Here is a 23,827-nt window from a genome sequence, read left to right on the forward strand (position 1 = left end):
TCAGTACCAGCCCTTGGCCTGGGAGTGGCCCCAGGCGGCGCAGGGGGAGCCGTAGCGGTCTTCGATGTAGTCGAGGCCCCACTTGATCTGGGTGACCGGGTTGGTGCGCCAGTCGGCGCCGTAGGAGGCCATGCGGTTGCCGGGGAGGGCTTGGGCGATGCCGTAGGCCGAGGAGGTGGGGTTGTCGGCGCGGGGGTTCCAGCGGGATTCCTTGTTCCAGAGCTTCTCGAGGCAGCTGAACTGGCCGTCGCCCCAGCCGTGGTCGGGGAGGAGGTTGCGGGCGATCTGCTTCGGCGTGCCCTCGTACTTCTTCCGCTCGGCGTCGCGGCTCTCTCGCTCGGCGCGCGAGCTGCGGTCGGTCTTGCGCAGCGCCTCGTAGCGCTTGCCGGCGGCGTTCTTGGCCTGGCGGAGGCGCTCGGCGGCGTCCTGGGAGGCTTTGATCTCCTGCGCGACGGCCTCCACCTGGGTGCGCATCCGGGCGGCGTCCTCGGCGGCGCTGATGCCGTCCGCGGGGTTCAGCGACGGGCCTTTCGCGCCGTGCGCCTTCTCGCTGTTCAGCACGGCCATCTCGGCGCGGCCCGACACGCTTTCGGACGCGGAGCTGCTCCCGGGGGAGCTGAAGAGGTCGACACCCGCGACTACGGTGACCACGGCGATCCCAGTGATGGAGAGGACCGCGACGGAGCGCTTCGCTTTCATCTTTCCTTCCGAGAAACCCGACCCCCGTCGGTTGCAACAGGAACATACTTTGGCCTAAACGGACCGTGATCACAAGCAGGTCACGGCGACGGCGCGGCCGCCGGAGTGGCGACCGCGCCGTCTGGGCCGAAGTCTTACGCGTGCTTTACAGATCGTGATGGGTCAAGGCCCGGATGACTGCTTACAGCTGCAGGTCGTCGAGCATCTCGGTGACGAGCGCCGCGATCGGCGACCGCTCGGAGCGGGTCAGCGTGACGTGGGCGAACAGCGGGTGTCCCTTGAGCTGCTCGACCACCGCGACGACGCCGTCATGCCGGCCGACCCGCAGGTTGTCGCGCTGGGCGACGTCGTGGGTCAGCACGACCCGCGAGTTGGCGCCGACCCGGGACAGCACCGTGAGCAGCACGTTGCGCTCCAGCGACTGGGCCTCGTCGACGATCACGAACGCGTCGTGCAGGGACCGGCCGCGGATGTGGGTCAGCGGCAGCACCTCGAGCATGCCACGGTCCATCACCTCTTCGATGACGTCGTTCCCGGCCAGCGCGCCGAGCGTGTCGAAGACGGCCTGCGCCCAGGGCTGCATCTTCTCCGACTCGCTGCCCGGCAGGTAGCCGAGCTCCTGCCCGCCGACCGCGAACAGCGGCCGGAAGACGACCACCTTCTTGTGCTGGCGGCGCTCCATCACCGCCTCCAGGCCCGCGCACAGCGCCAGCGCCGACTTACCGGTGCCGGCCCGGCCGCCGAGCGAGATGATCCCGACGTCCGGGTCCAGCAGCAGGTCGAGCGCGACCCGCTGTTCGGCCGAGCGGCCGCGGATCCCGAACGCCTCCCGGTCGCCGCGGACCAGCCGGATCCGCTTGTCCGGCATCACCCGGCCGAGCGCGCTGCCCCGGTCGGACAGCAGCACCAGCCCGGTGTGCGTCGGGAACTCACCGGCCTGCCGCAGTTCCAGGACGCCGTTCTCGTACAGGTCGTCCACATCGGCGACCTCGACCTCGAGCTCGGCCATCCCGGTCCAGCCGGACTCCAGCGTCAGCTCCGCGCGGTACTCCTCGGCCTGCAGCCCGCAGGCCGAGGCCTTGACCCGCATCGGCAGGTCCTTGGAGACCAGCGTGACGTCGCGGCCCTCGGCCTTGAAGTTACAGGCGACGGCCAGGATCCGGCTGTCGTTGTCGCCGAGCCGGAAACCGGCCGGCAGGCTCTCGGGGTCGGTGTGGTTCAGCTCGACCCGGAGGGTTCCACCCTTCTCACCCACTGGCAGGGGTGCGTCCAGACGTCCGTACTGGATCCGGAGCTCGTCGAGTAGGCGCAACGCGGTGCGTGCGAAGTAGCCGAGCTCCGGGTGATGCCGTTTGGCCTCCAATTCGGTGACGACGACCACCGGCACGATCACCTCGTGCTCGTCGAACCGCAGCAGCGCGTGCGGGTCCGACAGCAGCACCGAGGTGTCCAGCACGAAAGTGCGCTGGGCCGGTGTGGATGAGGTACTTGACGCATTGGCGTGGGTGGCAGCCATGTCGCACGTCCTCTCGGGCCGCGACGTGTACCACGCCCGGCCCACCAGTGTTAGGTGTTGGACCGGGATTCGGGGATCAGTAGTAGCACCGGGACAGAGCGTCTCCGGTACACCGGCTGGCGAACGATTCTCAAAACTGATCGCACCTCCCGTAACAGCCGGCTTCCCCTCCGACCGTCATTGTCAGAGTAGGAGGGTCCGGCAAACCCCGCAGCCCGACACGCCCGGCCCCGGGGTTAACAGGGTGTTACACCTTCCCCTCCCCCGGGGGAGACCGTTCACCCCGCCGGGTGATCCGGTCGCGGAGCGTGCCGACGACGCTCGGACCATGCGGAAGAACTGGCCGGTGCTGACCGGCTGCGCGACAGCCGTCTGGTCCTTCGCCTATGGGGCGCTCGGCAGCTATTGGGCGACGGGCGGCGCCCACTACCCCTTCGCGAGGGTGCGTGACGACCGCTCCACGCGGTCCCTGCTGGAGGGCGCTCCGGTGGACGTCGTCGGACCCGTGATGGTCGTCCTGGGCCTCGCAGGCGGCGTCCTGGCGCTGCTGATGACGTTTCGGCGGCACCCCCGCGGCCGGGTCCCGCCGGCGATCGGCGCCGTCCTCGCCATCGGGCTGATGGTCGCGGTCCAGGACTACACGCTGGTGGCGATGGTCGCGCTGTCCCCGGCGCTGGTGGTCTTCGCGTTCACCGGCGTCCCGGGCGCACAGGACGGCGTCGGCGACATCCTCTACTGGCACCGGGTGAATCTGATCATCCTGTTCATCGGCGGCCTGCTCTGGGCGGTCACCGCGCTCGCCTACCACCGCCGTACGCGCGCCGCCTGCGTTTCCTGCGGCCGCAGCGACCGTACGCCGCCGCCCTGGACGACGCCCGAGTCAGCGCTGCGCTGGGGCCGGGGCGCGGTCGCCGTGTCGGTCGTTGCGAACCTGCCGTACGAGGCGACCCGGATCGCCTGGTACTTCGGCTGGCCGGTCGGAATCAGCCGGGAATTCCACCAGATGATGGCCGACACGCCCGGCATGCTGGCGATGGGCCTGGGGCTGGCCGCGATGGGGATCGGCGGCGGCGTCCTCACCCACGGGCTCGTGCATCGCTGGGGCGAGATCTACCCGCGCTGGATCTGGTTCAAGGCCGGCCGCCGCGTGCCGCCGCTGCTCGCGATCATCCCGGCCGCGACCGTGGCCGTCGTCCTGATCCCCGCCGGGCTGATGAACGCCCAGCTACCGCTCGACGGCGACAACTGGGCGGTGAATGCGCCCGGCATCCTCTGGGTCGTCTGGGGCGCCGCGCTGGGCGTTGCGACGTACGCCTATTACCTGCGACGCCGGCCCGCCTGCCGCCGCTGCGGCCGGGGCGTCACGTCCCGAAGCGACGCTCCCGCTGCGCATAGCTCCGCACCGCGCGCAGGAAGTCGACATGCCGGAAATCCGGCCAGAGGGCTTCGCAGAAGTAGAACTCGCTCAACGCGCTCTGCCAGAGCAGGAACCCGCCCAGACGCTGCTCCCCCGACGTCCGGATGACGAGGTCCGGATCGGGCTGGCCCTTGGTGTAGAGGTGTCGCGCGATGTGCTCGACGTCGATGTGCTCGGCCAGCTCCTCGATCGAACTGCCCTTCGCCGCCTCCTCCAGCAACAGCGAGCGGACGGCGTCGGCGAGCTCGCGGCGGCCGCCGTACCCGACGGCGACGTTGACGAGCATGCCGCCGACGTCGTGGGTGGCGGTCTCGGCCCGCTTCAGGGTCTCGGCGGTGGCGCTCGGCAGCAGATCCAGCGCGCCGACCGGGTGGATCCGCCAGCGGCCGATCGCGGTCAGCTCGTCGACTGCCTGCTCGATGATCCGCAGCAGCGGCTCGAGCTCGTCGGCCGGGCGGGTCAGGTTGTCGGTGGAGAGCATCCAGACGGTGACCACCTTGACGCCGAGGTCGTCGCACCAGTGCAGGAACTCGGTGATCTTGCTCGCCCCGGCCTCGTGGCCGTGCGACACCGGGTTGCCGGCCGACCGGGCCCAGCGCCGGTTGCCGTCGATGATGACGCCGATATGCTTCGGGATCCGCTCCGGGTCCAGGTACCGCCGGATCCGGCCCTCGTAGATCACCGTCAGCACATCGCGCAGCTTCTGCTTGCCAGGTGTCTGCATGAGCAGCTACTCGCCTCCAAGTTCCTCACCTTGAGGCTAGCCCAGATCACGCTCCGAAAGTGACCCCGAACTTTTCACTTGGCCGCCGCATCGTAGACACGGGAGAAGGTGCGCCCGGCCGGTGACTTCGCCTACATTTCATCCTTATGAGGGATGAACCTACGGTTCCGTAGGTTACGCTTGAGTAGGTATCCACCGCCCAGCACCCCGAAAGGACGGCGATGACCGCTTCCAGTGCCCAGACCCACGAACTCGGCCATCGGCTGTCCGAGCGGCTCGGCCCGCTCAAACCCAAGCTCCGCGGCTGGCTGCACGCCGGCACCTTCCCGCTGGCGACCGCCGGCGGCATCGTGCTGATCTGCCTCGCCCCGCACGCGAACGCCCGCTGGGCGGCCGCCGTCTACACCATCGGCGCGATGCTGCTGTTCGGCATCTCCGCGCTCTACCACCGCTTCTACTGGGGCCCGACCGGCGAGGCGATCCTGCGCCGGTTCGACCACAGCAACATCTTCCTGCTGATCGCCGGCACCTACACGCCGCTCGGCGTGCTGCTGCTGAGCGGCAAGGACCGCGTGTTCATGCTCAGCCTGGTCTGGGGCGGCGCACTGCTGGGCATCCTGTTCCGGGTGCTCTGGGTCGGCGCTCCGCGCTGGCTGTACACGCCGCTCTACCTGATCATGGGCTGGGCGGCGGTGTTCTGGATGGGCGACATCTACCATCAGGGCGGCGCGGCGGTGGTCACGCTGATCGCGGTCGGCGGGCTGCTCTACTCGGTCGGCGCCGTCATCTACGGCACCAAGCGCCCGAATCCGTCGCCGCGCTGGTTCGGCTTCCACGAGATCTTCCACGCGTTCACGGTCGCCGCGTTCGTCTGTCACTACATCGCGGTCAGCATCGCGACGTACGCCGCGGGCTGATCTGAAGGCTGGCTGAAGGGTCCTGCGGGACCCTTCAGTCATGACCATCCTGCAGTCGCTGACCGCGGCCGAGCTGACCGAGCTCGGCCGGTCGGTCGCTGGCGTACCCACCGCGCGCATCGATGACGTGCGGGTCGAGGTCGTCGACTACCCGATCGGGACGCCCACGACCGAGGGCCTCTACCGCGTCCACGGGACGGCGGACGGCGCCGCCTGGTCCTGTTTCGTCAAATGCCTGCAGTCCGTCCGGCACTGGCCCTACCTGGCGATGGTTCCCGAGCAGTTCCGCGAGGATTTCGTCCGGAACCTCCCCTGGCAGCTGGAGATCGCCGTCCACCAGAGCGACCTCGCCACGCTCCTCCCGGCCGGCATGCGCTTACCGAAGGCGTACCGGATCGACCTGTACGACGACGATCGCGGCTCGCTCTGGATGGAGGACGTCGTCCAGGAGCCCGGTCCGTGGCCGTTGGAGCGGTTCGAGCGCGCGGCGTATCTGCTGGGGCAGCTGTCGGCCCGCCGTCGGCCGCATCTGGTCGAGCCGCTCATCCCCCGCAGCAACGTCACCACACCGGGCGTCGGCTTGCGCTACTACGTGAGCGGCCGGGTGCAACGCGCTGCGCTGCCGGCGATCAACGACGACCAGACCTGGAAACACCCGATGCTTGCCGCAGCGGTCTGCAACCTGGGCGACCACGCGCTGCGCGACGACCTGGTTGAGCTGGGTGCCAGGCTGCCGGCCGTCCTCGATGCGCTCGAAGCGCTGCCGCAGTCCTATCAGCACGGGGATGCGAGCCCGCAGAACCTGCTGGTCCCGCTGGGGGCGCCGGACGAGTTCGTAGTGATCGACTGGGGCTTCGACTGCCCGCAGGCGATCGGCTTCGACTTGGGGCAGTTGCTGGTCGGCTTGGCGCATGCCGGTGAGCTGGCGCCCGAGGCGCTGCCGGCAGTACACAAGGCGATCCTGGCGGCCTTTCTGGCTGGGCTGGCCGAGGAGGGCTGCGATGCGACCGAGGAGCAGGTGCTGTACGGCTACCTGGGGTCGCTGTGCGCCCGCGCCACCTTCACGGCGCTGCCGCTTGAGCAGATCACCCAGCCGGGCGCTCCGGCGCCGCTGGGCCTGTTCGAGCAGCGCCTGCGGCTGACGCGCACTTTGGTGAATTTGGTGTCGACCGTGGTGTAGCTGCAACGAATCGGGGTCGAACGGGTATCCATAGGGTGTGAAGAACCTCAAGAGGTACACAGCGCTCACCGCCCTCGCTGGACTGGTTCTGACCGGATGCGGTTCCGAGTCCAGCGGCAGCACGCCCACCCCGACGCCGAGCGGCACACCGACGGTCACCGAGTCGACCCCGGTCGGCGTCGGCCTGCCGATGACTGTCACGCGGACCGGCGGTTTCGCCGGTTTCGACGACCAGGTGCAGGTGGACGCCGACGGCGTCGCGACCGTGAGCTCGCGCGGCAAGGAGACCATCCGCTGCAAACTCGACCCGACCGTGCTGACTCCACTGGCCGCCGCCGCCCAGCAGGTCGACTGGGCGAGCCTCAAGGCCGTCAAGCCGAGTGTGCGCTATCCCGACGACATGATCATCGCGGTCACCGCCAACGGCAAGGTCGCCCGCCTCGAGGAGCCGGCCCTGAAACCGCTGACGGCCCCGGTGAGCAAACTGCTCACCGAAGCCGCCATTCCCCCGGGCAAACTCTGCGTCAAGCTTTAGGGCACGGTCAGCGCGGTGTCGTCGACGACGAAGCTGGTCTGCAGTGAGGAGTCCTCGGCGCCGAGGAACTTCACTGTGACCGTCTTCCCCTTGTAGGCCAGCACGTTGAACGTCTTCTCGACGTACGCCGAGCCCTTGTTCAGGTTCGAGTACGTCGCCAGCGTGGTGGTCGTACCGCCGTCGACGATCTGGACCTTGAGCGTGTCGTACACCACCGAGGACGTCGTCTCCGCCGAGTCGATCCGGATCCAGAACGACAGCGTCGCCGCCGTCGCCGCGGCCGGGATCGCCACCGACTGACCGGTGTTCTCGGTGCTGGTGCTGCCGTTGCCCTGCAGCCACGCCTTGTAGCTACCGGAGCGGGCCGGCTTCGACGAGCTGTTGGTGACGACGCCCGAGGTACCGGTCCAGTTCACCGCGCCGGACTCGAAGCCCGGGTTCAGCAGCAGGTTCGAGCCGCCGGGCGGCGGGCCGCTGCCGTAGTCCTTCTGCGCGTAGTTCCAGATCATGTGGCCGATGGCATCGATATTGCGATCCAGCGCGGTCAGGTTCAGGTTGTTGATGTTGTCGCAGGAGCGGTGGTAGCAGGGATCGTAGGCCTGCCCCGCCGTACCGCCCCACTTCGCCGCCTGGGCGGAGGTCTTGGTGCCCTCGGCGCCGGTGAAGGTGCCCGCGGTCGCGATGCCGAGCGAGCGGAACGCCGCGTGGTCCGAGCGACCCTGGACGTCGATGTACTCGGTCTGCACGCTCTTGCTGGTGAAGTACGCCGTCAGGTCGTCGCGGGCGCTGTTACCGGCCGGGTTGTCGTTGTAGACGAAGTACCCCGGGTTCGGCGAGCCGATCATGTCGAAGTTCAGGTACAGCTCGATCTTGTCCCGCTCGGCGGCCGGCAGGTTGTTCACGTAGTACTTGGACCCGAGCAGCCCGAGCTCCTCGGCACCCCAGAAACCGAAGCGCAGACGGTTCCTGGCGGTCTGACCACTGGCGGCGTAGGCGAGCGCGACCTCCAGGACGCCCGCGCTCCCGGTGCCGTTGTCGTTGATCCCCGGACCCGAGCTGACGCTGTCCAGGTGCGAGCCGGCCATCACGACGTGGTTCGCGTCGCCGTGCGGCCACTCGGCGATCACGTTGTACGACGTACCGGCGGAGGTGTTGAACTGCTGCAGCGTGGTGGTGTAGCCGGCTGCGTCGAGTTTGGACTTCACCCAGTCGGCGGATGCCTTGTAGCCGGGCCGTCCGGTGTACCGGTTACCCCCGTTGGCGGTGGCGATCGACTGGAACTGGTCGAGGTGGGCCTTGGCGTTGGTGACCGAGATGTCCGGCGACTCGACCGCGTGGGCGATGTTGCCAGGGACACCGAGCACGCCGGCGACGAGTGCGACGCCGAGCGCTCCTGCGGACAACGATCTACGCATGGGGACTTTCTCCTTGCTCACAAGGGGAAGATCCGGGGGCGAGCCGTGGGCGTCGGCCCACCCCCGGACCTCGGTGGCGTGCTAGCAGGTGGCGGTGCCGGCCGGGACGTTGATCCCCGCCATCGCCTTCTGGACCGCGATGCAGTTGGCCGACCCGGCGCCGTACAGCTCCTTGGCGGAGTTGATGACGCCGTTGCGGGCGGCCTGGTAGTTGGAGCCGGAGCTGAGCTTGGTGGTCAGCGTCCGGTACCAGATCTTGCCGACCACGTCCCGGCCCACACCGGTGAAGGTGGTGCCGTTACAGGACGCGGTGTTGTAGCTGACGCCGTTGATGGTCTTGGCGCCGGTGCCCTCGGAGGCCATGTAGAACCAGTGGTTCAGCGGGCCCGACGAGTAGTGCGGGTCCAGGTTCTTGGTTCCGGTGGTCCAGCAGTCCTGGCTGCGACCGTCCTTGTTCGGCTTGTCCATGTACCGCAACGGCGTGCCGTTGCCGTTGATGTTGATCTTCTCGCCGATCAGGTAGTCGCCCTTGTCGGAGGCGTTGTTCGCCGAGAACTCGACCAGCGTGCCGAAGATGTCCGACGTCGCCTCGTTCAGGCCGCCCGCGTCGCCGAAGTAGTTCAGGTTCGCGGTCGCCTCGGTGACGCCGTGGCTCATCTCGTGACCGGCGACGTCGATCGAGGTCAGCGGGCGCTGGTTGCCCTGACCGTCGCCGTACGTCATCTGGGTGCCGTCCCAGAACGCGTTCACATAGGCGTTGCCGTAGTGGACGCGGGAGCGGGCGCCGACGCCGTTGTTGCGGATGCCGTTGCGGCCGTGGGCGTTCTTGTAGTAGTCCCACGTCAGCTGCGAGCCGTAGTGCGCGTCGACACCGGCGGTCTGCCGGCTGGACGTCGTACCGTTGCCCCAGACATCGTCTGCGTCGGTGAACGTGGTGCCGGCGCCGGAGGTGCCGCCGTTCAGGTCGGTGGTCCAGTTGCCGCCGCGGCTGTTGTCCTTCAGCGTGAAGCCGGCCGACGTGCCGATCGAGACCTGGCCTGAGTACATCGAGTTACCGGTACCGGTCTTGATCTCGTCGTCCTGCGCCAGCACCTTGCCGGTCTTGGCGTCGATGAACGAGTGCAGCACCGACGGGGTCTGGTCCGGCTTGACGCCGTTCGTGACCACCTCGTACGCGAGTACAGGCTTGGACTCGGTCACGAAGACGACGAGCTGGCCCTTGTTCGTGGTGGCCTTGAAGCCGGCCGACTCGGCGCCCTTCGCCAGGGCGGCCGCCTGGGACAGCGTCGGCTTCGTGGACGCCAGGCCGACCTTGGCCGCGTCGCGGTTGTAGGTCACCTGGCTGATCGCGCCGGCGCCGTCCCGCTTCACGATCAGGTCGCCGCCGACGACCTTCAGGCCGTTGAACGTCCGGTCGTACCGGACGAACTCCGTGCCGTCGGCGTCCCGGACGACGTCCCGCACCTGCAGGACCTCACCCTTGGCCAGCCCGAGCGCGACCGCGGTCTTGGCGCTCAGCGCCTGCTCGGCCTGGACGGCGGACGGCTGGTTGAAACCGGAGTCGGGCAGCGGCGTCGTCCGCACGTCCGCGCCGGCCGGCACGACGGCCAGACCGGCAGCGGCGAGAACAGCGACGGCGCCAACTGATGTCAGTCGTTTCACTACAGCACTCCTCACGTGGTGGTCGCTGAATGGGCGCAGCGACTCAGGGCGGTTTCACGTGCGCAGAGGATGCGGTCCGGGAGCCCTGACGACTCCCGGACCGCGGGTGGTGCAGATCAGTTACCGGCGACCAGGGAGGTGTCGTCGACGACGAAGCTCGTCTGCAGGGAGGAGTCCTCCGCGCCGAGGAACCGCACCGTGACGGTCTTGCCCTTGTACTGCGTGACATTGAACGTCTTCTGCGTGTACGTCGTGTTCTTGTTCAGGTTCGAGTACGTCGCCAGCGTGGTGGTCGTGCTGCCGTCGACGATCTGGACCTTGAGCGTGTCGTACACCACCGAGGAGGTGGTCTCGGCGGAGTCGATCCGGACCCAGAACGAGAGCGACGCGGAGGTCGCGGTCGCCGGGATGGCGACCGACTGGGCGACGTTCTCGGTGCTCGAGCGGCCGTTGCCCTGCAGCCACGCCTTGTAGCTGCCGGTACGGGCCGGCTTCGAGGTGCTGTTGGTGATCACACCCGAGGTGCCGGTCCAGTTCGTGGCGCCGGACTCGAAGCCCGGGTTCTTCAGCAGGTTGTCACCGGTCGGCGGCTCGGTGGTGCCGCCACAGGTGGCCGAGCCGGCCGGAACGTTGATGGCGCTGAACGCCGCCGCGATGCCCTTGCACTCGGCGGAGTCGTTGCCGTACAGCTCCTTGGCGGACGTGATCGCACCCTCACGGGCGTCCGGGTAGGTGCTGCCCGAGCTGAGCTTGGTGCTCAGCGTGCGGTACCAGACCTTCGCGGCCACGTCGCGACCGACCGGGCTGGTGATGGTCGAGCCGTCGCAGGAGGCACTGGTGTGGGTGACGCCGCCGATGACCTTGGAGCCGGTGCCCTCGGAGGCCAGGTAGAACCAGTGGTTCAGCGGGCCCGAAGAGTAGTGCGGGTCGGCGCCGCCGACTGCCGAGCTGTAGCAGTCGTAGCTGCGGCCGTCCTTGTTCGGCTTGTCCATGTAGCGCAACGGGGTGTTGTTCCCGTTGATGTTGATCTTCTCGCCGATCAGGTAGTCACCCGGGTCCTGCGCGTTGTTGGCGGAGAACTCGACGGTGGTGCCGAAGATGTCCGACGTCGCCTCGTTCAGGCCGCCGGCGTCCCCGAAGTAGTTCAGGTTCGCGGTCGCCTCGGTGACGCCGTGGCTCATCTCGTGACCGGCCACGTCGATCGACGTCAGCGGACGCTGGTTGCCCGCGCCGTCGCCGTACGTCATCTGGGTGCCGTCCCAGAACGCGTTCACGTACGCGTTGCCGTAGTGGACCCGCGAGCGCGCGCCCTGGCCGTTGTTGAAGATGCCGTTCCGGCCGTGGACGTTCTTGTAGTAGTCCCAGGTCAGCTGGGCGCCGAAGTGGGCGTCGACGCCGGCGGTCTGGCGGTTCGCCGTCGTCCCGCTGCCCCAGGTGTCGTCGGGGTCGGTGAAGATGGTGCCGGCGCCGGAGGTGCCGCCGTTCAGGTCGGTGGTGTTGTTGCCACCACGGCTCGGGTCCGACATCGAGTAGCTGCCGGAGGTGCCGATCGAGACCTGGCCGGAGTACATCGAGTTACCGGTACCGGTCTTGATCTCGTCGTCCTGCGCCAGCACCGCGCCGGTCTTGGCGTCGACGAACGAGTGCAGCACCGACGGCGTCTGGTCCGGCTTCACGCCGGTGGTGACGACCTCGTAGGCGAGCACGGGCTTGGACGGTGTCACGAAGACGACCAGCGTCCCCTTGTTACCGGTGGCCTTGAACTTCGCGGCCTGGGCGCCCTTGGTCAGCGCGGCCGACTGGGACAGAGTCGGCTTGGTCGCGACGGCCACGGCCTTGGCGTTGTAGTTGTACTTGACCTGCCCGATCGTCTCGCCCTTGCGCTTGACGATCAGGTCACCGCCGACGACCGGCAGGCCGTTGTAGGTGCGGTCGTAGCGAACGAACTCGGTGCCGTCGGGGTCCTTGACCACGTCGCGCACCTTGAGCTGCTCACCACCGGAAAGTCCGAGTGCTGCGGCCGTCTGCGCGGTCAGCGCCTGCTCGGCCTGGACGGCGGCCGGCTGATCGAAGCCGGACGCCGGGAGCGGAGCGGTACGGTCGGCCGCACCGGCGGGCGAGCCGGTCAGCGCGCCGGCAAACCCTGCCGCCGCAACGATGGCCACCGCCCCTGCTGATGTCAGTCGTTTCAAGACAACATCTCCTCACGGTGTGGTCGCTGTTTGGGCGCAGCGACCAATTCAGTTGGGGACGCCGGATGCTCTGGCGCAACAGTGCCACTGCTCACTTGTGACAGTGTGTGTCAGGACATGCGAGTTCTGTTACATCCGACTGAGGGAGGACTCTCGTCTCCGGCAGCCCCCGAGTCAAGCGATTGCCGCGAAATGACAGGGAAAACCCGCATTGACGACGATGGTCAGCGCAATTGCTCGCGGAGCGCTTCCGGTTCCGGAACCGGAAGCCGACAGGTGAATTTCTGACACACATATGCCACCGGCTGGTCATCGACCAACGAGCGACCGGCCATCAGCGGGACGTCGAGCCCCGGTTCACCCTGAACGATCGCCGTCCCCCACGGCGCGTCGGTGAACGCGACCCGCAGGAGCTCGGGCGACCGGCCGGCGATCGCGATCTCCAGCGGCCCGGCAGCCTCCGCCTCAGCCACGGCAAGAGCCCGGCCGGCGAACCGCGGCGCCCGGTTCGCAATCGCCACCGAGGCACTCAGGGCCTGCTCGGCAGCACTCTCGTAGTGGACTGATCCGGTCAGGCCGGCGAGGGTCGTGAACGCCTCGGCAGCCAAGCTGACGCCGGACGGCGTCGCGTTGTCGGTCGGATCCTGCGGCCGCCAGACCAGCTCCTCGGCGTCCGCCGCGGTGTCGAAATAGGAGCCGTCAGCAACGAACTGCTCGATCGTCCGGTCCAGCAGGGCTTTCGCGGTCTCGAACCAGCTGAGGTTGCCGTTGACCCCGAACAGCGTGAGGCAGGCCTGCGCGAAGGCCGCGTAGTCCTCGAGGACGCCGTGCGCCGAGCCGACCACGCCGTCCCGGGACGTGCGGTGCAGACGGCCGGCCGCGTCGAGATGGACGCCGCGGACCAATTCGGCCGCCTGCTGCGCGGCTTCGACGTACTCGGGGTGTTCGAGGACGACGCCGGCCCGGGTCAGGGCGGTGATGGCCAGACCGTTCCAGGCGGCGACAACCTTGTCGTCGCGGCCGGGGTAGGTGCGGGCGCTGCGGGCCTCTTTGAGCTGGGCGCGGATGCGCTGCCAGCGAGCCGGGTCGTCGGGGTCCTTGCGGAGTTGGAGGACCGAGGCGCCGTGCTCGAACGTTCCGCTGACGTCGCAGAGGTCGATCACCCAGCTGGCGTCTTCGCTGGGCAGCGCGGCGTACAGCTCGGCCGGCGTCCAGACGTAGTACTTACCCTCTTCGCCTTCGGTGTCGGCGTCGAGAGCCGAGGCGAAGCCGCCCTCCGGCGTCCGGAGTTCCGTCAGCAGGAACTCGGCCGTCTCCTCGGCCACCCGCCGGGCGAGCGGCTCTCGGCTGACCGTCCACCAGTGCGCGTAGAGGTCGAGCAGCAGGGCGTTGTCGTAGAGCATCTTCTCGAAATGCGGCACGACCCATTGCCCATCGACGGAGTACCGCGCGAAACCACCGGCCAACTGGTCGTACATCCCGCCGCGCGCCATCCGGTGGCAAGTGTGCGCGACCATCGCGAGCGCATCCTCCGCCCCGGTCCGCCGATGGTGCCGCAACAGGAAGTCGAGTGCCATCGACGGCGGGAACTTCGGCGCCTTCCCGAACCCGGCGTCCACCGGATCGAAATCCACCTTCAGCAACCGCGCAGCCTTGTCGAGCTCGAACGTGCCACTTGCGGCCCGCTGCTGAGCCCCCAACTGCTCGACGACCCGCCGTCCGATCCCGTCGATCTGCTCCCGCTTCGTCTGCCACGCATCGACCAACGACCCCAGCACCTGCCGGAACGACGCCATCCCGCCCCGCGGCTCCTTCGGGAAATACGTCCCACAGAAGAACGGCTCGGCCTCCGGCGTCAAGAACACCGACATCGGCCACCCGCCCTGCCCAGTCATCGCAACCGTGGCCGCCATATAGATCGCATCGACATCCGGCCGCTCTTCCCGATCGACCTTCACACACACGAAATTCGCATTCAAATACTCCGCCGTCGCCGCATCCTCGAACGACTCATGAGCCATCACATGACACCAGTGACAGGCCGAGTACCCCACACTCAGGAAGACCGGCACGTCCCGCTCCCGCGCCTCCGCGAACGCCCCCTCCGACCACTCCCGCCAGGCCACCGGGTTGTCAGCATGCTGACGCAGATACGGACTGGTACTCCGGCCGAGCTCGTTGGGCATAGCCCCAACGTTAGGCGGTCTGCGAAAGGGCCACGGACAGGCCCACGGTGAGGGCCATGATGACCAGTTCGGTGGCGACTAGTTGCCAGAAGGGGGTGTTGCGGTCCAGGAGGTTGCCGGTGGCGCGGCGGCGGGCGGCGTTGGCGGCGAGGACGAGGGCGATGGTGGCGACGATCTTGACGATCAGGAGAGCGCCGTAGGGCTGGGAGGTGAGGGGGTCGAGGAGGTTGCCCCAGCCGCCGCCGAGGGCGGCGAGGCGGCCGGCGGCGCTGATCAGGCCGCTGATGATCAGGGCGATCGAGGAGATGGAGGCGGCCTGGGTGTAGCGCTCGAGGACGACGGGGAGGCCGCCGCGGCTGGCGCGGCCGTAGCGGATCAGGCCGGCCAGGCCGCCGATCCAGGTGGTGGCGGCGATGACGTGGATGACCAGGGCCGCGCCCGCGAGGACGACGTACGACTCGTTGCGCGGGTAGGCGGTGACCGCGGTCGGGATCAGCGCGGCGATCGCGACGACGACGCCGAGGACGGCGGCCTGGGAGGTCTCGACGCGGCGGATGCCGATCGCGAGCGCGACCACCAGGATCGTGGTGATCAGCAGCGCTTTGACCTCGGGGACGCCGAGGGCGTCGTCCAGGCGGAAGCGGACCAGGTTCGCCGGGGTGTCGAGGATGACGGCGGCGGTCATGATCGCGCCGAGGAAGGTGCAGACCGCCCAGATGATCGCCGAGTTGCTGGCGTCGCGGATCGCGCGCCGGCCCTGGGTGCCGAGCAGGCCGCCCTCCAGCCGGAGCAGGACGACGGCGGCCAGCAGGGCGCCGGCGCACCCGACGGTGGCCAGGATCGAGACCAGGCGCAGGAAGGGGACCATCCAGGCGACGAACGGGCTCGGCCCGCCGATTCCGCCGGTGTCCTGCGGCGCGCTCCCGGTGGCCAGGAGGGCGACGATCAGGGCCAGGGACGCGACCGCGATCGCGCTCAGACCGCCCGCGACCAGGCGCCCGGGCATGCGATGCCGCGCGGCGCGCTGGGCGCGGGACGCGCTCACGGCGCGTTCCCGCTCAGGGCATTCGTCGGCACGCGGCCACTATAGGGTCAGGGAAAGGTGGGCAGCCCAGCTCGACACCAATTCGTTTCCGCTGACACCATCTCGTGATCGCGGTGAGAAGAAATCAGTGCGCTGAGTGTTCCTTCGAGTCACTCTGCGTCGGGGCGCCCGGGGCCGTAGGGGTCGCTTCGGCAGCGTCCGGGGCCGCAGAACTGGCGCTCGTCGCTGGGCCGGAAGACGCTGCTCGGCCGCCCTCGGCGTCGTCGAAGTCGATCTTCTTCAGCTGTTTGCCCATGTTGCGCCACAGCAGGAACGTGGCGACACCGAGCCCGAGCACGATCAGCAGCGCGACCCAGCCGGGCTTCACCACGTTGGGGTCGATCTCGGCCGTCACAAGGTAGGTCGTCGCTGTCACGCCACCAGTCTCTCACTGTGCCACCGCCGCCTCTAGCGCAGCCCCGCGAAGAGATCGTTCTCGGGCGCTTCCGACTCGACCACGCTCCGGGCCAGCTCGTAGTCCTCGGTCGGCCAGGCGGCCTGATGGACGGCGAGCGGCACGTCGAACCAGGCGCCGTCCGGGTCGATCTGGGTCGCGTGCGCGAGCAGGGCCTGGTCGCGGACCCCGAAGTACTCGGCGCACTCGACGCGGGTGGTGATCCGGCGCTCGTTCTCCGGGTCCGGCTTCCAGTCCTTCAGACGCTCCTCGTACGGCGACTTGAGACCGCGGGCGATCATCTCGTCGTGCAGCGCCTTCATCCGCTCGCGGTGGAAGGTGTGGTGGTAGTACAGCTTCAGCGGCTGCCAGGGCGCGCCGAGCTCGGGGTACGCGTCGGCGTCACCGGCCGCCTCGAACGCGGCGACGGTGATCTGGTGGCACATCACGTGATCCGGGTGCGGGTAGCCGCCGTTCTCGTCGTACGTCGTGACCACCTGCGGACGGAACTCGCGGATCAGCTTGACCAGCGGGGCGGCGGCGTCCTCGACCTTGAGGGCGGCGAAACAGCCGTCCGGGAGCGGGGGCAGCGGGTCACCCTCGGGGTAGCCGGAGTCGACCCAGCCGAGCCACTCCTGCCGGATGCCGAGGATCTCGCGGGCGGCGTCCATCTCCTTACGCCGGATCTCGGTGATGTTCGCCAGCACCTCGGGGCGATCCATCTTCGGATTCAGGATCGATCCCCGCTCGCCGCCGGTACAGGTGGCGACCAGGACCTCGACGCCTTCGGCCACGTACCGGGCCGTCGAGGCGGCTCCTTTACTCGACTCGTCATCGGGGTGCGCGTGCACGTGCAACAACCGCAACTCTCCACTCACAGGCACAATGGTCCTCTACTCCCGCAACCACTTTCCTTTGGACCCCCCTTTGACCGAGTCACCCAGTACCGCGCCGGCCCCCGACCTCGACGCCCGCTACGGCCGCGACCACCGGTCCCGGCGGCCGCTGATCATCGGCGTCGTGGCCGTCGTGGCAGCGGTCGGGATCACCTGGCTGATCTGGGCCGCGCTGATCCGGTCGACGCCGGAGGTGACGTCGCGACTGGTCGGTTTCGAGGTGGTTTCGGCGACGCAGGCGAAGGCGACGATCGAGGTCGACCGGGGTCAGGCGGTCGAAGCGACGTGCCGGTTGCAGGCCAAGGCGGCCGACTTCTCGATCGTCGGCGAGCTGACCGTGACGGTGGCCGCGGAGTCCGCGTTGCAGCAGTCGGTGCCCGCGACGCTGACCACCCAGCGGACGGCGACGTCCGTCGTCCTGATCGGGTGTACGACGGCGTCGTCGCAGCGGCCGCACTGACCTTTCTTGACCGGGTAAACGCGCAGGTCAGCGCGCGATTCTGGTTGATCGGACAGCTGAATCGGCAACCGATTGCTGCTGGGCGGTCGTCAAGGGTTTGGAAAGCGCTTACTCGGTGTTTGAGAACGCGCAGATCAGTGGGGTTCTGGGCCGGATCTTGCTAGGCTGACTGGATTGGTCGCCGTCGACGACGGCGGCCAGCAGCATTTCCTGCCCACCTATCCAACCCTCAAGGAGCAGCCCATGACGCAAAGAATCGAAGAGGCGAGCGTTGTCTGGCTGACACAGGAGGGCTACGACCAGCTCAAGGCCGAGCTCGAGCAGCTCAAGGGCCCGGCCCGCGCCGAGATCACCCAGCGGATCAGCGACGCCCGCGACGAGGGCGACCTCAAGGAGAACGGCGGCTACCACGCCGCCAAGGACGAGCAGGGCAAGATCGAGGCCCGCATCCGTCAGCTCGAGGACATGCTCCGCCGCGCCCAGGTCGGCGAGACCCCGAAGGCCGGCGGCAAGGTCGAGCCAGGCATGAAGGTCTCCATCAAGTTCGCCGGCGACGACGACGTCGAGACCTTCCTCCTCGGCTCCCGCGAGCTCCTCGCCCTGGACGCCTCCGTCGACATCGACGTCTACTCCCCCCAGTCCCCCCTGGGCTCCGCCATCCTCGGCAAGAAAAAGGGCGACAAAGCCACCTACGAAGCCCCCAACGGCAAACCCGTCACCGTGGAAATCGTCGCCGCCGAACCCTTCACCGGCTGACCCACCCACTCCCCGCAGCGCCCCGGTGACCCGTTCACCGGGGCGCTGCGCATTTCCCGGGCCCCAGGCCATCACAATCGCCGGCCAAGCCGGAACTCACGCCGAGAGGCCGAGCCGGAACTCACACCGGGAGGCCGAGCCGGAACTCACACCGGGAGGCCGAGCCTGCGATCAGCGTGCCGCCGTACTCCACCCCGCTGGACTCAACTTCACCGAACCCGTTTGCTGGGTCGGCCAGGCAAATTACTGGGTCGGCCCAGCGGATAGTGGGTGGGCCTACGGCCTGCGGTTGGCCCACCCACCGGCGGGTGGGCCGACCCACCGAAGCTGATGGCCGAGGAATCCGGCGCGGTGGGTGAGAGGCCCCGGGGTCGCCGCGACCCGCTCGGCCGAGGCGCCCGGGGACAGCGTCGCATGCAGCGAGACGCCGCTTGCGGGGCGCTGGGCTCTGCGCATCAGGTCTTCGACCTGCCGGGCGGGCACTCTGGGCCCAGATCATGGGCGGGTTTGCCGCTTGCGGGGCGCTGGGCTCTGCGTATCAGGTCTTCGACCTGCCGGGCGGGCACTCTGGGCCCAGATCATGGGCGGGTTCGCCGCTGCCGGGTGTCATGATGCTCGGCTGCCGGCTGGGCTCGTGCCAGTTTTGGACGGCTGTCAGCGCTGCGATCGGCGACAGGTCCTCCAACCCTGGGCCTCAGGTCAGACAAAGTCTTGTGCCGCCGCCGCATGACGCGACGGCGGTCACAGTATTCAGCGGGTGGTGGCGTGGCGGTATTTGCGGACGGCCAGCGGAGCGAAGACCGCGATGATGACCAGGCACCAGAGGAGGGAGAGGAGGACTGGGTGCTGGGCGGGGAAGCCGGTGGGGCTGGCGAAGGGGGACGGGTTGCCGAAGAGGTGGCGGCAGGCGGCGACGATGGCCGAGATGGGATTCCACTCGGCGACGGGCTGGAGGCCGCTGGGGAGGTTGGGGGTGGGGACGAAGGCGTTGGACAAGAAGGTGAGCGGGAAGAGCCAGATCAGGCCGGCCGAGGCGGCGACCTCGGCGCTGCCGACGGACAGGCCGATCAGCGCGCCCACCCAGAGCATCGCGAAGGCGAACAGGAGCAGGATCGCGAAGGCGGCCAGCGCCTGGGCGAAGCCGTTGTGCCAGCGCCAGCCGACGATGAAACCGCAGATCACCATCACGACCATCACGAAGGCGTTGAAGACCAGGTCGCCGATCACCCGCCCGGCGATCACCCCGGACCTTGCCATCGGCAACGACCGGAACCGGTCGATCAGCCCCTTGGACATGTCGTCGGCCAGCCCGACACTCGCCGAGGCGACCGCGAACGCCATCGTCTGCGCGAAGATCCCGGACATCAGGAACTCCCGGTACGCGCGCGCCCCCGGGAACCCCGGGATCGGGATCGCGTTCCCGAAGACGTACGCGAACAACAGCACGAACATGATCGGCTGGATCGTCGCGTAGATCAGCATGTCCGGCGTCCGCGGGATCCGCTTCAAACTGCGCCACGCCAGGACGCCGGCATCGGACAGCGCCCGGCCGACCGGGTTCACGCGCGTCGTCGTACTCATGCCTGGTCCTTCTGTTCGGCCTCGTGCCCGGTCAGGGTGAGGAAGACGTCGTCGAGGGTGGGGCGGCGCAGGCCGATATCGGCGATCCGGATACCGGCGGCGTCGAGCGTCCGGATCACGTCGACCAGCGCCTCGGAACCGCCCGGCGCAGGCAGCGTCATCCGCCGGCTGTGCTGCTCCAGGGTGGTCGCCTCCGGATCGGTGACGCCGAGCGAGGCCGTCAGCAGCTCGAGCGCGCGATACGTCTCGTCAGGGTCGTGGACGACGACTTCGATCCGCTCCCCGCCGACCTTCGCCTTGAGCTCGTCCGCCGTCCCGCGCGCGATCACCGCGCCGTGGTCGACGACGACGATGCTGTCGGCCAGCTCGTCCGCCTCTTCCAGGTACTGCGTGGTCAACAGGATCGTCACGCCCTCGGCGACCCGATCCCGGATGATCTTCCACAGGTCGATCCGCGACCGCGGGTCGAGCCCCGTCGTCGGCTCGTCCAGGAACAGCACCTTCGGGTGCGCGATCAGCGAGCCGGCCAGGTCGAGCCGCCGGCGCATCCCGCCCGAATACGTCTTCAGCGTCCGGTCGGCCGCCTCGGTCAGGTCGAAGATCTCCAGCAACTCCTCGGCCCGCTGCTTCGCCTGCTTGCTGTCCAGCCGATACAACCGGCCGAACATCCACAAGTTCTCCCGCCCGGTCAGCAACTCGTCGACCGCCGCATACTGCCCCGACAGCCCCACCAGCGACCGAACCGTATCCGCCTCCTTCACCACGTCATGCCCCAACACCCGAGCCGACCCCGCATCCGGCTCCATCAGCGTCGTCAACACCCGAACCGACGTGGTCTTCCCCGCCCCGTTGGGCCCCAACAGCCCCAGCACGCTCCCCTCCGGAACCTCCAGATCGATCCCGTCCAGCGCCTTCACCACATTCTTGCGACTCCGAAAAGTCTTCACGAGGCCACTAGCCTCGATGGCAGCCATCCGCCCGTTCCCCTCTCGCCTGTGACGCAGACCACCATCCTGTCCGACCCCACCGACACTTTCACCACCTTTACCCCCGCCACGCCGCCCCCAGCCCCACTTCAGCGTTCTACCGAAGCAACCCCAACCGCCGCTGCAGCCTCTCAGCCAGCAGCAGGCAGTCCGAGGGCCGCCAGCTCCCCGTCACCGCCCGCCTCCGGCCCACACCACAGCCCGCGCCGAGGCGCCAATCGACAGACGCCGCGGGTGGTGTCCTTTCGACCACCAGTCGCCAGAGCCGATGCAACCTCAGCCGCCGCCTGCAGACAGCCTTTCGGTCAGCAGCAGGCAGGCTGAAGCCCACCGGCTTCCTGTCACCCGGCCGCCCCGCCACACCACCTCCGCGTGGACCACAACCCGCGGCCAACAAACAGCCGCCGCAGGCGATGTCGTTCCCACCAGCACCCACCAGAGCCGCGGCACCGCCAGCTCCCCGTCACCTGATCGGCTCCGCCACACCACCTCCGGCGTTCACCACGACCCGCGGCTGCGCCGGAGGCGCCAATAGACAGTCGCCGCCGGAGGCGGTGTCATTTCCGCCGTCAGCCGGTCGGCTCCGCCACACCAGGTTCGGCGTACACCACAGAACGCGGCCGCGCCGAAGGCGCCAATAGACAGTCGCCGCCGGAGGCGGTGTCCTTTGCAGGCGGGAGTGGTGTCCTTTGCGGGCGGCGGGTTGTCAGTCGGCGGAGATTTGGGCTGTGCCTACTAGGACTTCTACGTCGAGGGCGGCCCGGCCGCGGCCGATTTCTACGTCTTTGGATTGGCCGGAGACGGCGCCGGTCCAGTTGACGCGGCCGAGTTGGGACTCGGTGTGGACGTGGACGTCGGAGCCGCGGCGGAGGTTGACGGTGGCCATGCCGGATTCGACGCGGACTCGGGAGCGGCCTTTGGTGATCTGGGCGTCGAGGGTGGCGGAGCCGGCTTGGACGAGGACGTCGATGGGGCCGTCGACGTCGGTGACCTTGGCGGTGCCGGCGGTGACGCGGACTCGGGTGAGGCCGGGGACGCGTTCGGCGTTGACCGAGCCGCCGGTGACCTCGACCTCGACCTGGAGGTTGGGGTTGACGCGGATCTGCAGCTCCTTGGCCAGCCCGTTGACGTGCGCCTTCAGGTCGGTGGGGTTGCGGAGCATGCTGAAACCGTCGATCGAGACACCCATGTCGCCCTCGCTGTTGATCGCGAGGGTGTCGCCGTCCTTCTTGATGACGTGCGGGCCATCGACGGCGACCCCGTTCACGGCGGGCTCGCCGATCAGCCGAACACGGCGGCCGATCGCGCGGATGGTCACCCGCTGTACCCCGGAAGGGATCGGGACGGAGCTGTGCTCGACCTCCTCCTCCACCGCGTCGTCCACCACGGACGACGGCGCCGGCTCCGGTACGACGGCGATCGGCGGTACGGCGTCCGGCGCGTCGGTCGCATCGGCCCAGGCAGACTCCGACGGCGCCGAGTCCGCAGCCCCAGAATCCGCAGGCGTCGAAGCCGGCGGCGTGCTCGGCCGCAAAGCGGCGATCAAGGTGCTGGCCTCGTCCGGTGACAGATGCCCCTTGGCCACCCGGTCCAGGATGTCCTTGACGCGCCCGTCGTACCCGCTCTCATCGCTCATACACACAGTCCAGCACCCGGAAGGGCCGAAACCAATCCGGGATCACCCCGAACACGCGACCGCGGGCCCCGGGGAGTAGCCCGGGGCCCGCGGATTCACACGTCAGGCGACAGGCGCCAGCTCGTCCTGGACGGCGGCCAGCTCAGCCGCCTCCTGCTGCTCCAGAGCCCGGCGACGCCGCAGATCACGCAACCCGGTCAGAGCGATCACCAGACCGAGAACGGACACTCCGGTCACCACAGCCAGCCCCGGCTTGTACGCCGACAACATCCCGGCCGACGTCGTCACCCCGGCCGCCTGGCTGCTGATCACCGCCGTCACCACCGCGAGGACGACGGCGCCGCCCACCTGGTTGGCCGTGTTGAACAGACCGGACGCGAGCCCCTGCTCCTCGTCCTCCACCCCGGAGACGGCCTGGATGTTCAGCGCCGGGAACCCGATCGCGAACCCGGAGCCGATCAGCATGATGCTCGGGAACACCGTCGAGAAGTACGCCGACTCCGGGCCGATCCGCAGCGACAGCGCGTACCCGACGACGAACAGCACCATCGCGCCGATGATCATCTTGTCGGTGCCGATCCGGTCGGCGATCTTGCCCGCGTTCGGCGACAACCCGACCACCAGCAGACCGGCCGGCAGGAACGCCAGCGCCGTCTGCAGCGACGACCAGCCGAGCAGGTTCTGCAGGTAGAGCGTCCCGATGAACTGGAAGGCGATGTACGCGCCGAAGACCGTCAGACCGGCCAGGTTGGCGCGGCGCAGCGCGCCGTTGCGCAGGATGCCGAGCCGGACCAGCGGGTTCTTCGTCCGCAGCTCGATCACGACGAACGCCGTCAGCAGGACGGCGGCCAGCGCGAACATCCCGATCGTCTGGACCGAGACCCAGCCCGCGTGCTCAGCGCCGACTACCGCGTAGACCAGGGACAGCATGCCGCCGGTGACGGTGACCGCGCCCGGTACGTCGTACCCGCCGGTGACGTCCTCCCGCGGGCTGTTCGGGATCAGCTTGATCGCGAACAGCAGCACGATCAGCGCGACCGGGCCGGGCATCAGGAAGGTCCAGCGCCAGCCGACCTCGGTCAGCGCGCCGCCGAGGATCAGGCCCATCGAGAAGCCGGACGCGGCGCAGGTGGTGAAGATCGAGAGCGCGCGGTTGCGGTCCGGGCCCTCGTGGAAGGTGGTGGTGATGATGGACAGCGCGGCCGGCGCGGTGAACGCGGCGGCGACGCCCTTCACGAACCGCGCGGCGATGAGCAGTTCGGGGTTGGTGGCCAGCGAGCTCAGCATCGAGACCACGGCGAACACGGCCAGCGCGACCAGGAAGACGCGGCGGCGGCCGAGCAGATCGGCGGTCCGGCCGCCGAGGAGCAGCAGGCCGCCGTACCCGAGCACGTAGCCGGTCACGACCCACTGGAGCGAGGAGAGGGGAACGCCCAGATCGGCGCCGATGGACGGCAGGGACATGCCGACCATGGAGACGTCCAGACCGTCGAGGAAGATCACGCCGCAGACCACGAGGAGGGCGCCCCAGAGACGCGCATCCCAGGTCATGCGGGCTGGTGTGGTGTGCGTTTCAGTCACGAGCAGAGAC

19 protein-coding genes are annotated in these 23,827 nt (G+C 68.7%); 5 read left to right on the forward strand and 14 right to left on the reverse strand.

Annotated elements, in window-relative coordinates; all coding sequences use genetic code 11:
• From HPO96_RS28135 to HPO96_RS28150, 3 genes are all read right to left on the reverse strand, one after another.
• Nucleotides 1–699, reverse strand: coding sequence for an aggregation-promoting factor C-terminal-like domain-containing protein (locus tag HPO96_RS28135; RefSeq protein WP_171677384.1), 699 nt, complete (start codon nt 697–699; stop codon nt 1–3).
• Between the two features lie 181 nt (nt 700–880).
• Nucleotides 881–2,215 (reverse strand): PhoH family protein, encoded by a 1,335-nt coding sequence (locus HPO96_RS28140; protein ID WP_171677385.1) that lies wholly within the window; start codon nt 2,213–2,215, stop codon nt 881–883.
• 1,361 nt (nt 2,216–3,576) lie between these two features.
• Complete coding sequence (locus tag HPO96_RS28150) at nt 3,577–4,356, reverse strand: isoprenyl transferase (protein WP_171677386.1); 780 nt, start codon at nt 4,354–4,356, stop codon at nt 3,577–3,579.
• 221 nt (nt 4,357–4,577) lie between these two features.
• Between HPO96_RS28150 and trhA the strand changes: the two genes are divergently transcribed.
• From trhA to HPO96_RS28165, 3 genes are read left to right on the forward strand one after another with little or no spacing between them, the layout of a single operon-like run.
• Entirely contained in the window at nt 4,578–5,273 is a 696-nt protein-coding gene (gene trhA / locus HPO96_RS28155) for a PAQR family membrane homeostasis protein TrhA (RefSeq protein ID WP_171677387.1), read from the forward strand.
• A 40-nt stretch (nt 5,274–5,313) separates the two neighbouring features.
• Complete coding sequence (locus tag HPO96_RS28160) at nt 5,314–6,453, forward strand: phosphotransferase (protein WP_171677388.1); 1,140 nt, start codon at nt 5,314–5,316, stop codon at nt 6,451–6,453.
• Between the two features lie 37 nt (nt 6,454–6,490).
• Nucleotides 6,491–6,988, forward strand: a complete 498-nt coding sequence (locus HPO96_RS28165; RefSeq protein ID WP_337796849.1) for a hypothetical protein — start codon at nt 6,491–6,493, stop codon at nt 6,986–6,988.
• Here the strand turns inward: HPO96_RS28165 and HPO96_RS28170 are convergent.
• The 7 genes from HPO96_RS28170 to mca form a co-directional block, all read right to left on the reverse strand.
• Nucleotides 6,985–8,403, reverse strand: a complete 1,419-nt coding sequence (locus HPO96_RS28170; RefSeq protein ID WP_171677389.1) for a M28 family metallopeptidase — start codon at nt 8,401–8,403, stop codon at nt 6,985–6,987. The genes HPO96_RS28165 and HPO96_RS28170 overlap by 4 nt on opposite strands.
• An 81-nt stretch (nt 8,404–8,484) precedes the next feature.
• Nucleotides 8,485–10,065, reverse strand: a complete 1,581-nt coding sequence (locus tag HPO96_RS28175) for a M4 family metallopeptidase (protein ID WP_337796850.1) — start codon at nt 10,063–10,065, stop codon at nt 8,485–8,487.
• Between the two features lie 116 nt (nt 10,066–10,181).
• Nucleotides 10,182–12,257, reverse strand: coding sequence for a M4 family metallopeptidase (locus HPO96_RS28180; RefSeq protein ID WP_238355619.1), 2,076 nt, complete (start codon nt 12,255–12,257; stop codon nt 10,182–10,184).
• Nucleotides 12,258–12,481: 224 nt separating this feature from the next.
• Complete coding sequence (locus HPO96_RS28185) at nt 12,482–14,443, reverse strand: thioredoxin domain-containing protein (protein WP_171677390.1); 1,962 nt, start codon at nt 14,441–14,443, stop codon at nt 12,482–12,484.
• Between the two features lie 10 nt (nt 14,444–14,453).
• The gene (locus tag HPO96_RS28190) at nt 14,454–15,488 is read right to left on the reverse strand and encodes a CopD family protein (protein WP_337796851.1); all 1,035 of its coding nucleotides are present in this window, start codon (nt 15,486–15,488) and stop codon (nt 14,454–14,456) included.
• A gap of 124 nt (nt 15,489–15,612) precedes the next feature.
• Nucleotides 15,613–15,903, reverse strand: coding sequence for a hypothetical protein (locus tag HPO96_RS28195; protein ID WP_171677391.1), 291 nt, complete (start codon nt 15,901–15,903; stop codon nt 15,613–15,615).
• Nucleotides 15,904–15,935: 32 nt separating this feature from the next.
• The gene (gene mca / locus HPO96_RS28200) at nt 15,936–16,799 is read right to left on the reverse strand and encodes a mycothiol conjugate amidase Mca (RefSeq protein ID WP_171677392.1); all 864 of its coding nucleotides are present in this window, start codon (nt 16,797–16,799) and stop codon (nt 15,936–15,938) included.
• A 49-nt stretch (nt 16,800–16,848) separates the two neighbouring features.
• On the opposite strand from mca, the gene HPO96_RS28205 reads away from it, so the two are divergent.
• Nucleotides 16,849–17,277 (forward strand): DUF4307 domain-containing protein, encoded by a 429-nt coding sequence (locus HPO96_RS28205; RefSeq protein WP_238355620.1) that lies wholly within the window; start codon nt 16,849–16,851, stop codon nt 17,275–17,277.
• A gap of 243 nt (nt 17,278–17,520) precedes the next feature.
• A complete protein-coding gene (gene greA / locus HPO96_RS28210) occupies nt 17,521–18,033 on the forward strand; it encodes a transcription elongation factor GreA (protein ID WP_171677394.1) in 513 nt (170 codons plus the stop codon).
• A gap of 750 nt (nt 18,034–18,783) precedes the next feature.
• Here the strand turns inward: greA and HPO96_RS28215 are convergent.
• From HPO96_RS28215 to HPO96_RS28230, 4 genes are all read right to left on the reverse strand, one after another.
• Nucleotides 18,784–19,614, reverse strand: coding sequence for an ABC transporter permease (locus HPO96_RS28215; RefSeq protein ID WP_171677395.1), 831 nt, complete (start codon nt 19,612–19,614; stop codon nt 18,784–18,786).
• On the reverse strand, nt 19,611–20,588 hold the full coding sequence (locus tag HPO96_RS28220; RefSeq protein WP_171677396.1) for an ATP-binding cassette domain-containing protein: 978 nt from the start codon (nt 20,586–20,588) through the stop codon (nt 19,611–19,613). The genes HPO96_RS28215 and HPO96_RS28220 overlap by 4 nt, the downstream gene beginning before the upstream one ends.
• A 718-nt stretch (nt 20,589–21,306) precedes the next feature.
• The gene (locus HPO96_RS28225) at nt 21,307–22,236 is read right to left on the reverse strand and encodes a hypothetical protein (RefSeq protein ID WP_171677397.1); all 930 of its coding nucleotides are present in this window, start codon (nt 22,234–22,236) and stop codon (nt 21,307–21,309) included.
• A 102-nt stretch (nt 22,237–22,338) separates the two neighbouring features.
• Nucleotides 22,339–23,817 (reverse strand): MFS transporter, encoded by a 1,479-nt coding sequence (locus HPO96_RS28230; RefSeq protein ID WP_337796852.1) that lies wholly within the window; start codon nt 23,815–23,817, stop codon nt 22,339–22,341.
• Nucleotides 23,818–23,827 lie beyond the last annotated feature (10 nt).

Source organism: Kribbella sandramycini, from assembly GCF_013131805.1.
Taxonomy (GTDB): Bacteria; Actinomycetota; Actinomycetes; order Propionibacteriales; family Kribbellaceae; genus Kribbella; species Kribbella sandramycini.

Excerpts from the sequence above, each read along its gene's own strand:
- HPO96_RS28185 (WP_171677390.1), bottom strand. The coding sequence starts at position 14,443 with ATGCCCAACGAGCTCGGCCGGAGTACCAGTCCGTATCTGCGTCAGCAT.
- HPO96_RS28150 (WP_171677386.1), bottom strand. The coding sequence starts at position 4,356 with ATGCAGACACCTGGCAAGCAGAAGCTGCGCGATGTGCTGACGGTGATC.
- greA (WP_171677394.1), top strand. The coding sequence starts at position 17,521 with ATGACGCAAAGAATCGAAGAGGCGAGCGTTGTCTGGCTGACACAGGAG.
- HPO96_RS28170 (WP_171677389.1), bottom strand. The coding sequence starts at position 8,403 with ATGCGTAGATCGTTGTCCGCAGGAGCGCTCGGCGTCGCACTCGTCGCC.
- HPO96_RS28135 (WP_171677384.1), bottom strand. The coding sequence starts at position 699 with ATGAAAGCGAAGCGCTCCGTCGCGGTCCTCTCCATCACTGGGATCGCC.
- HPO96_RS28140 (WP_171677385.1), bottom strand. The coding sequence starts at position 2,215 with ATGGCTGCCACCCACGCCAATGCGTCAAGTACCTCATCCACACCGGCC.
- HPO96_RS28225 (WP_171677397.1), bottom strand. The coding sequence starts at position 22,236 with ATGAGCGATGAGAGCGGGTACGACGGGCGCGTCAAGGACATCCTGGAC.
- HPO96_RS28220 (WP_171677396.1), bottom strand. The coding sequence starts at position 20,588 with ATGGCTGCCATCGAGGCTAGTGGCCTCGTGAAGACTTTTCGGAGTCGC.
- HPO96_RS28160 (WP_171677388.1), top strand. The coding sequence starts at position 5,314 with ATGACCATCCTGCAGTCGCTGACCGCGGCCGAGCTGACCGAGCTCGGC.
- HPO96_RS28215 (WP_171677395.1), bottom strand. The coding sequence starts at position 19,614 with ATGAGTACGACGACGCGCGTGAACCCGGTCGGCCGGGCGCTGTCCGAT.
- trhA (WP_171677387.1), top strand. The coding sequence starts at position 4,578 with ATGACCGCTTCCAGTGCCCAGACCCACGAACTCGGCCATCGGCTGTCC.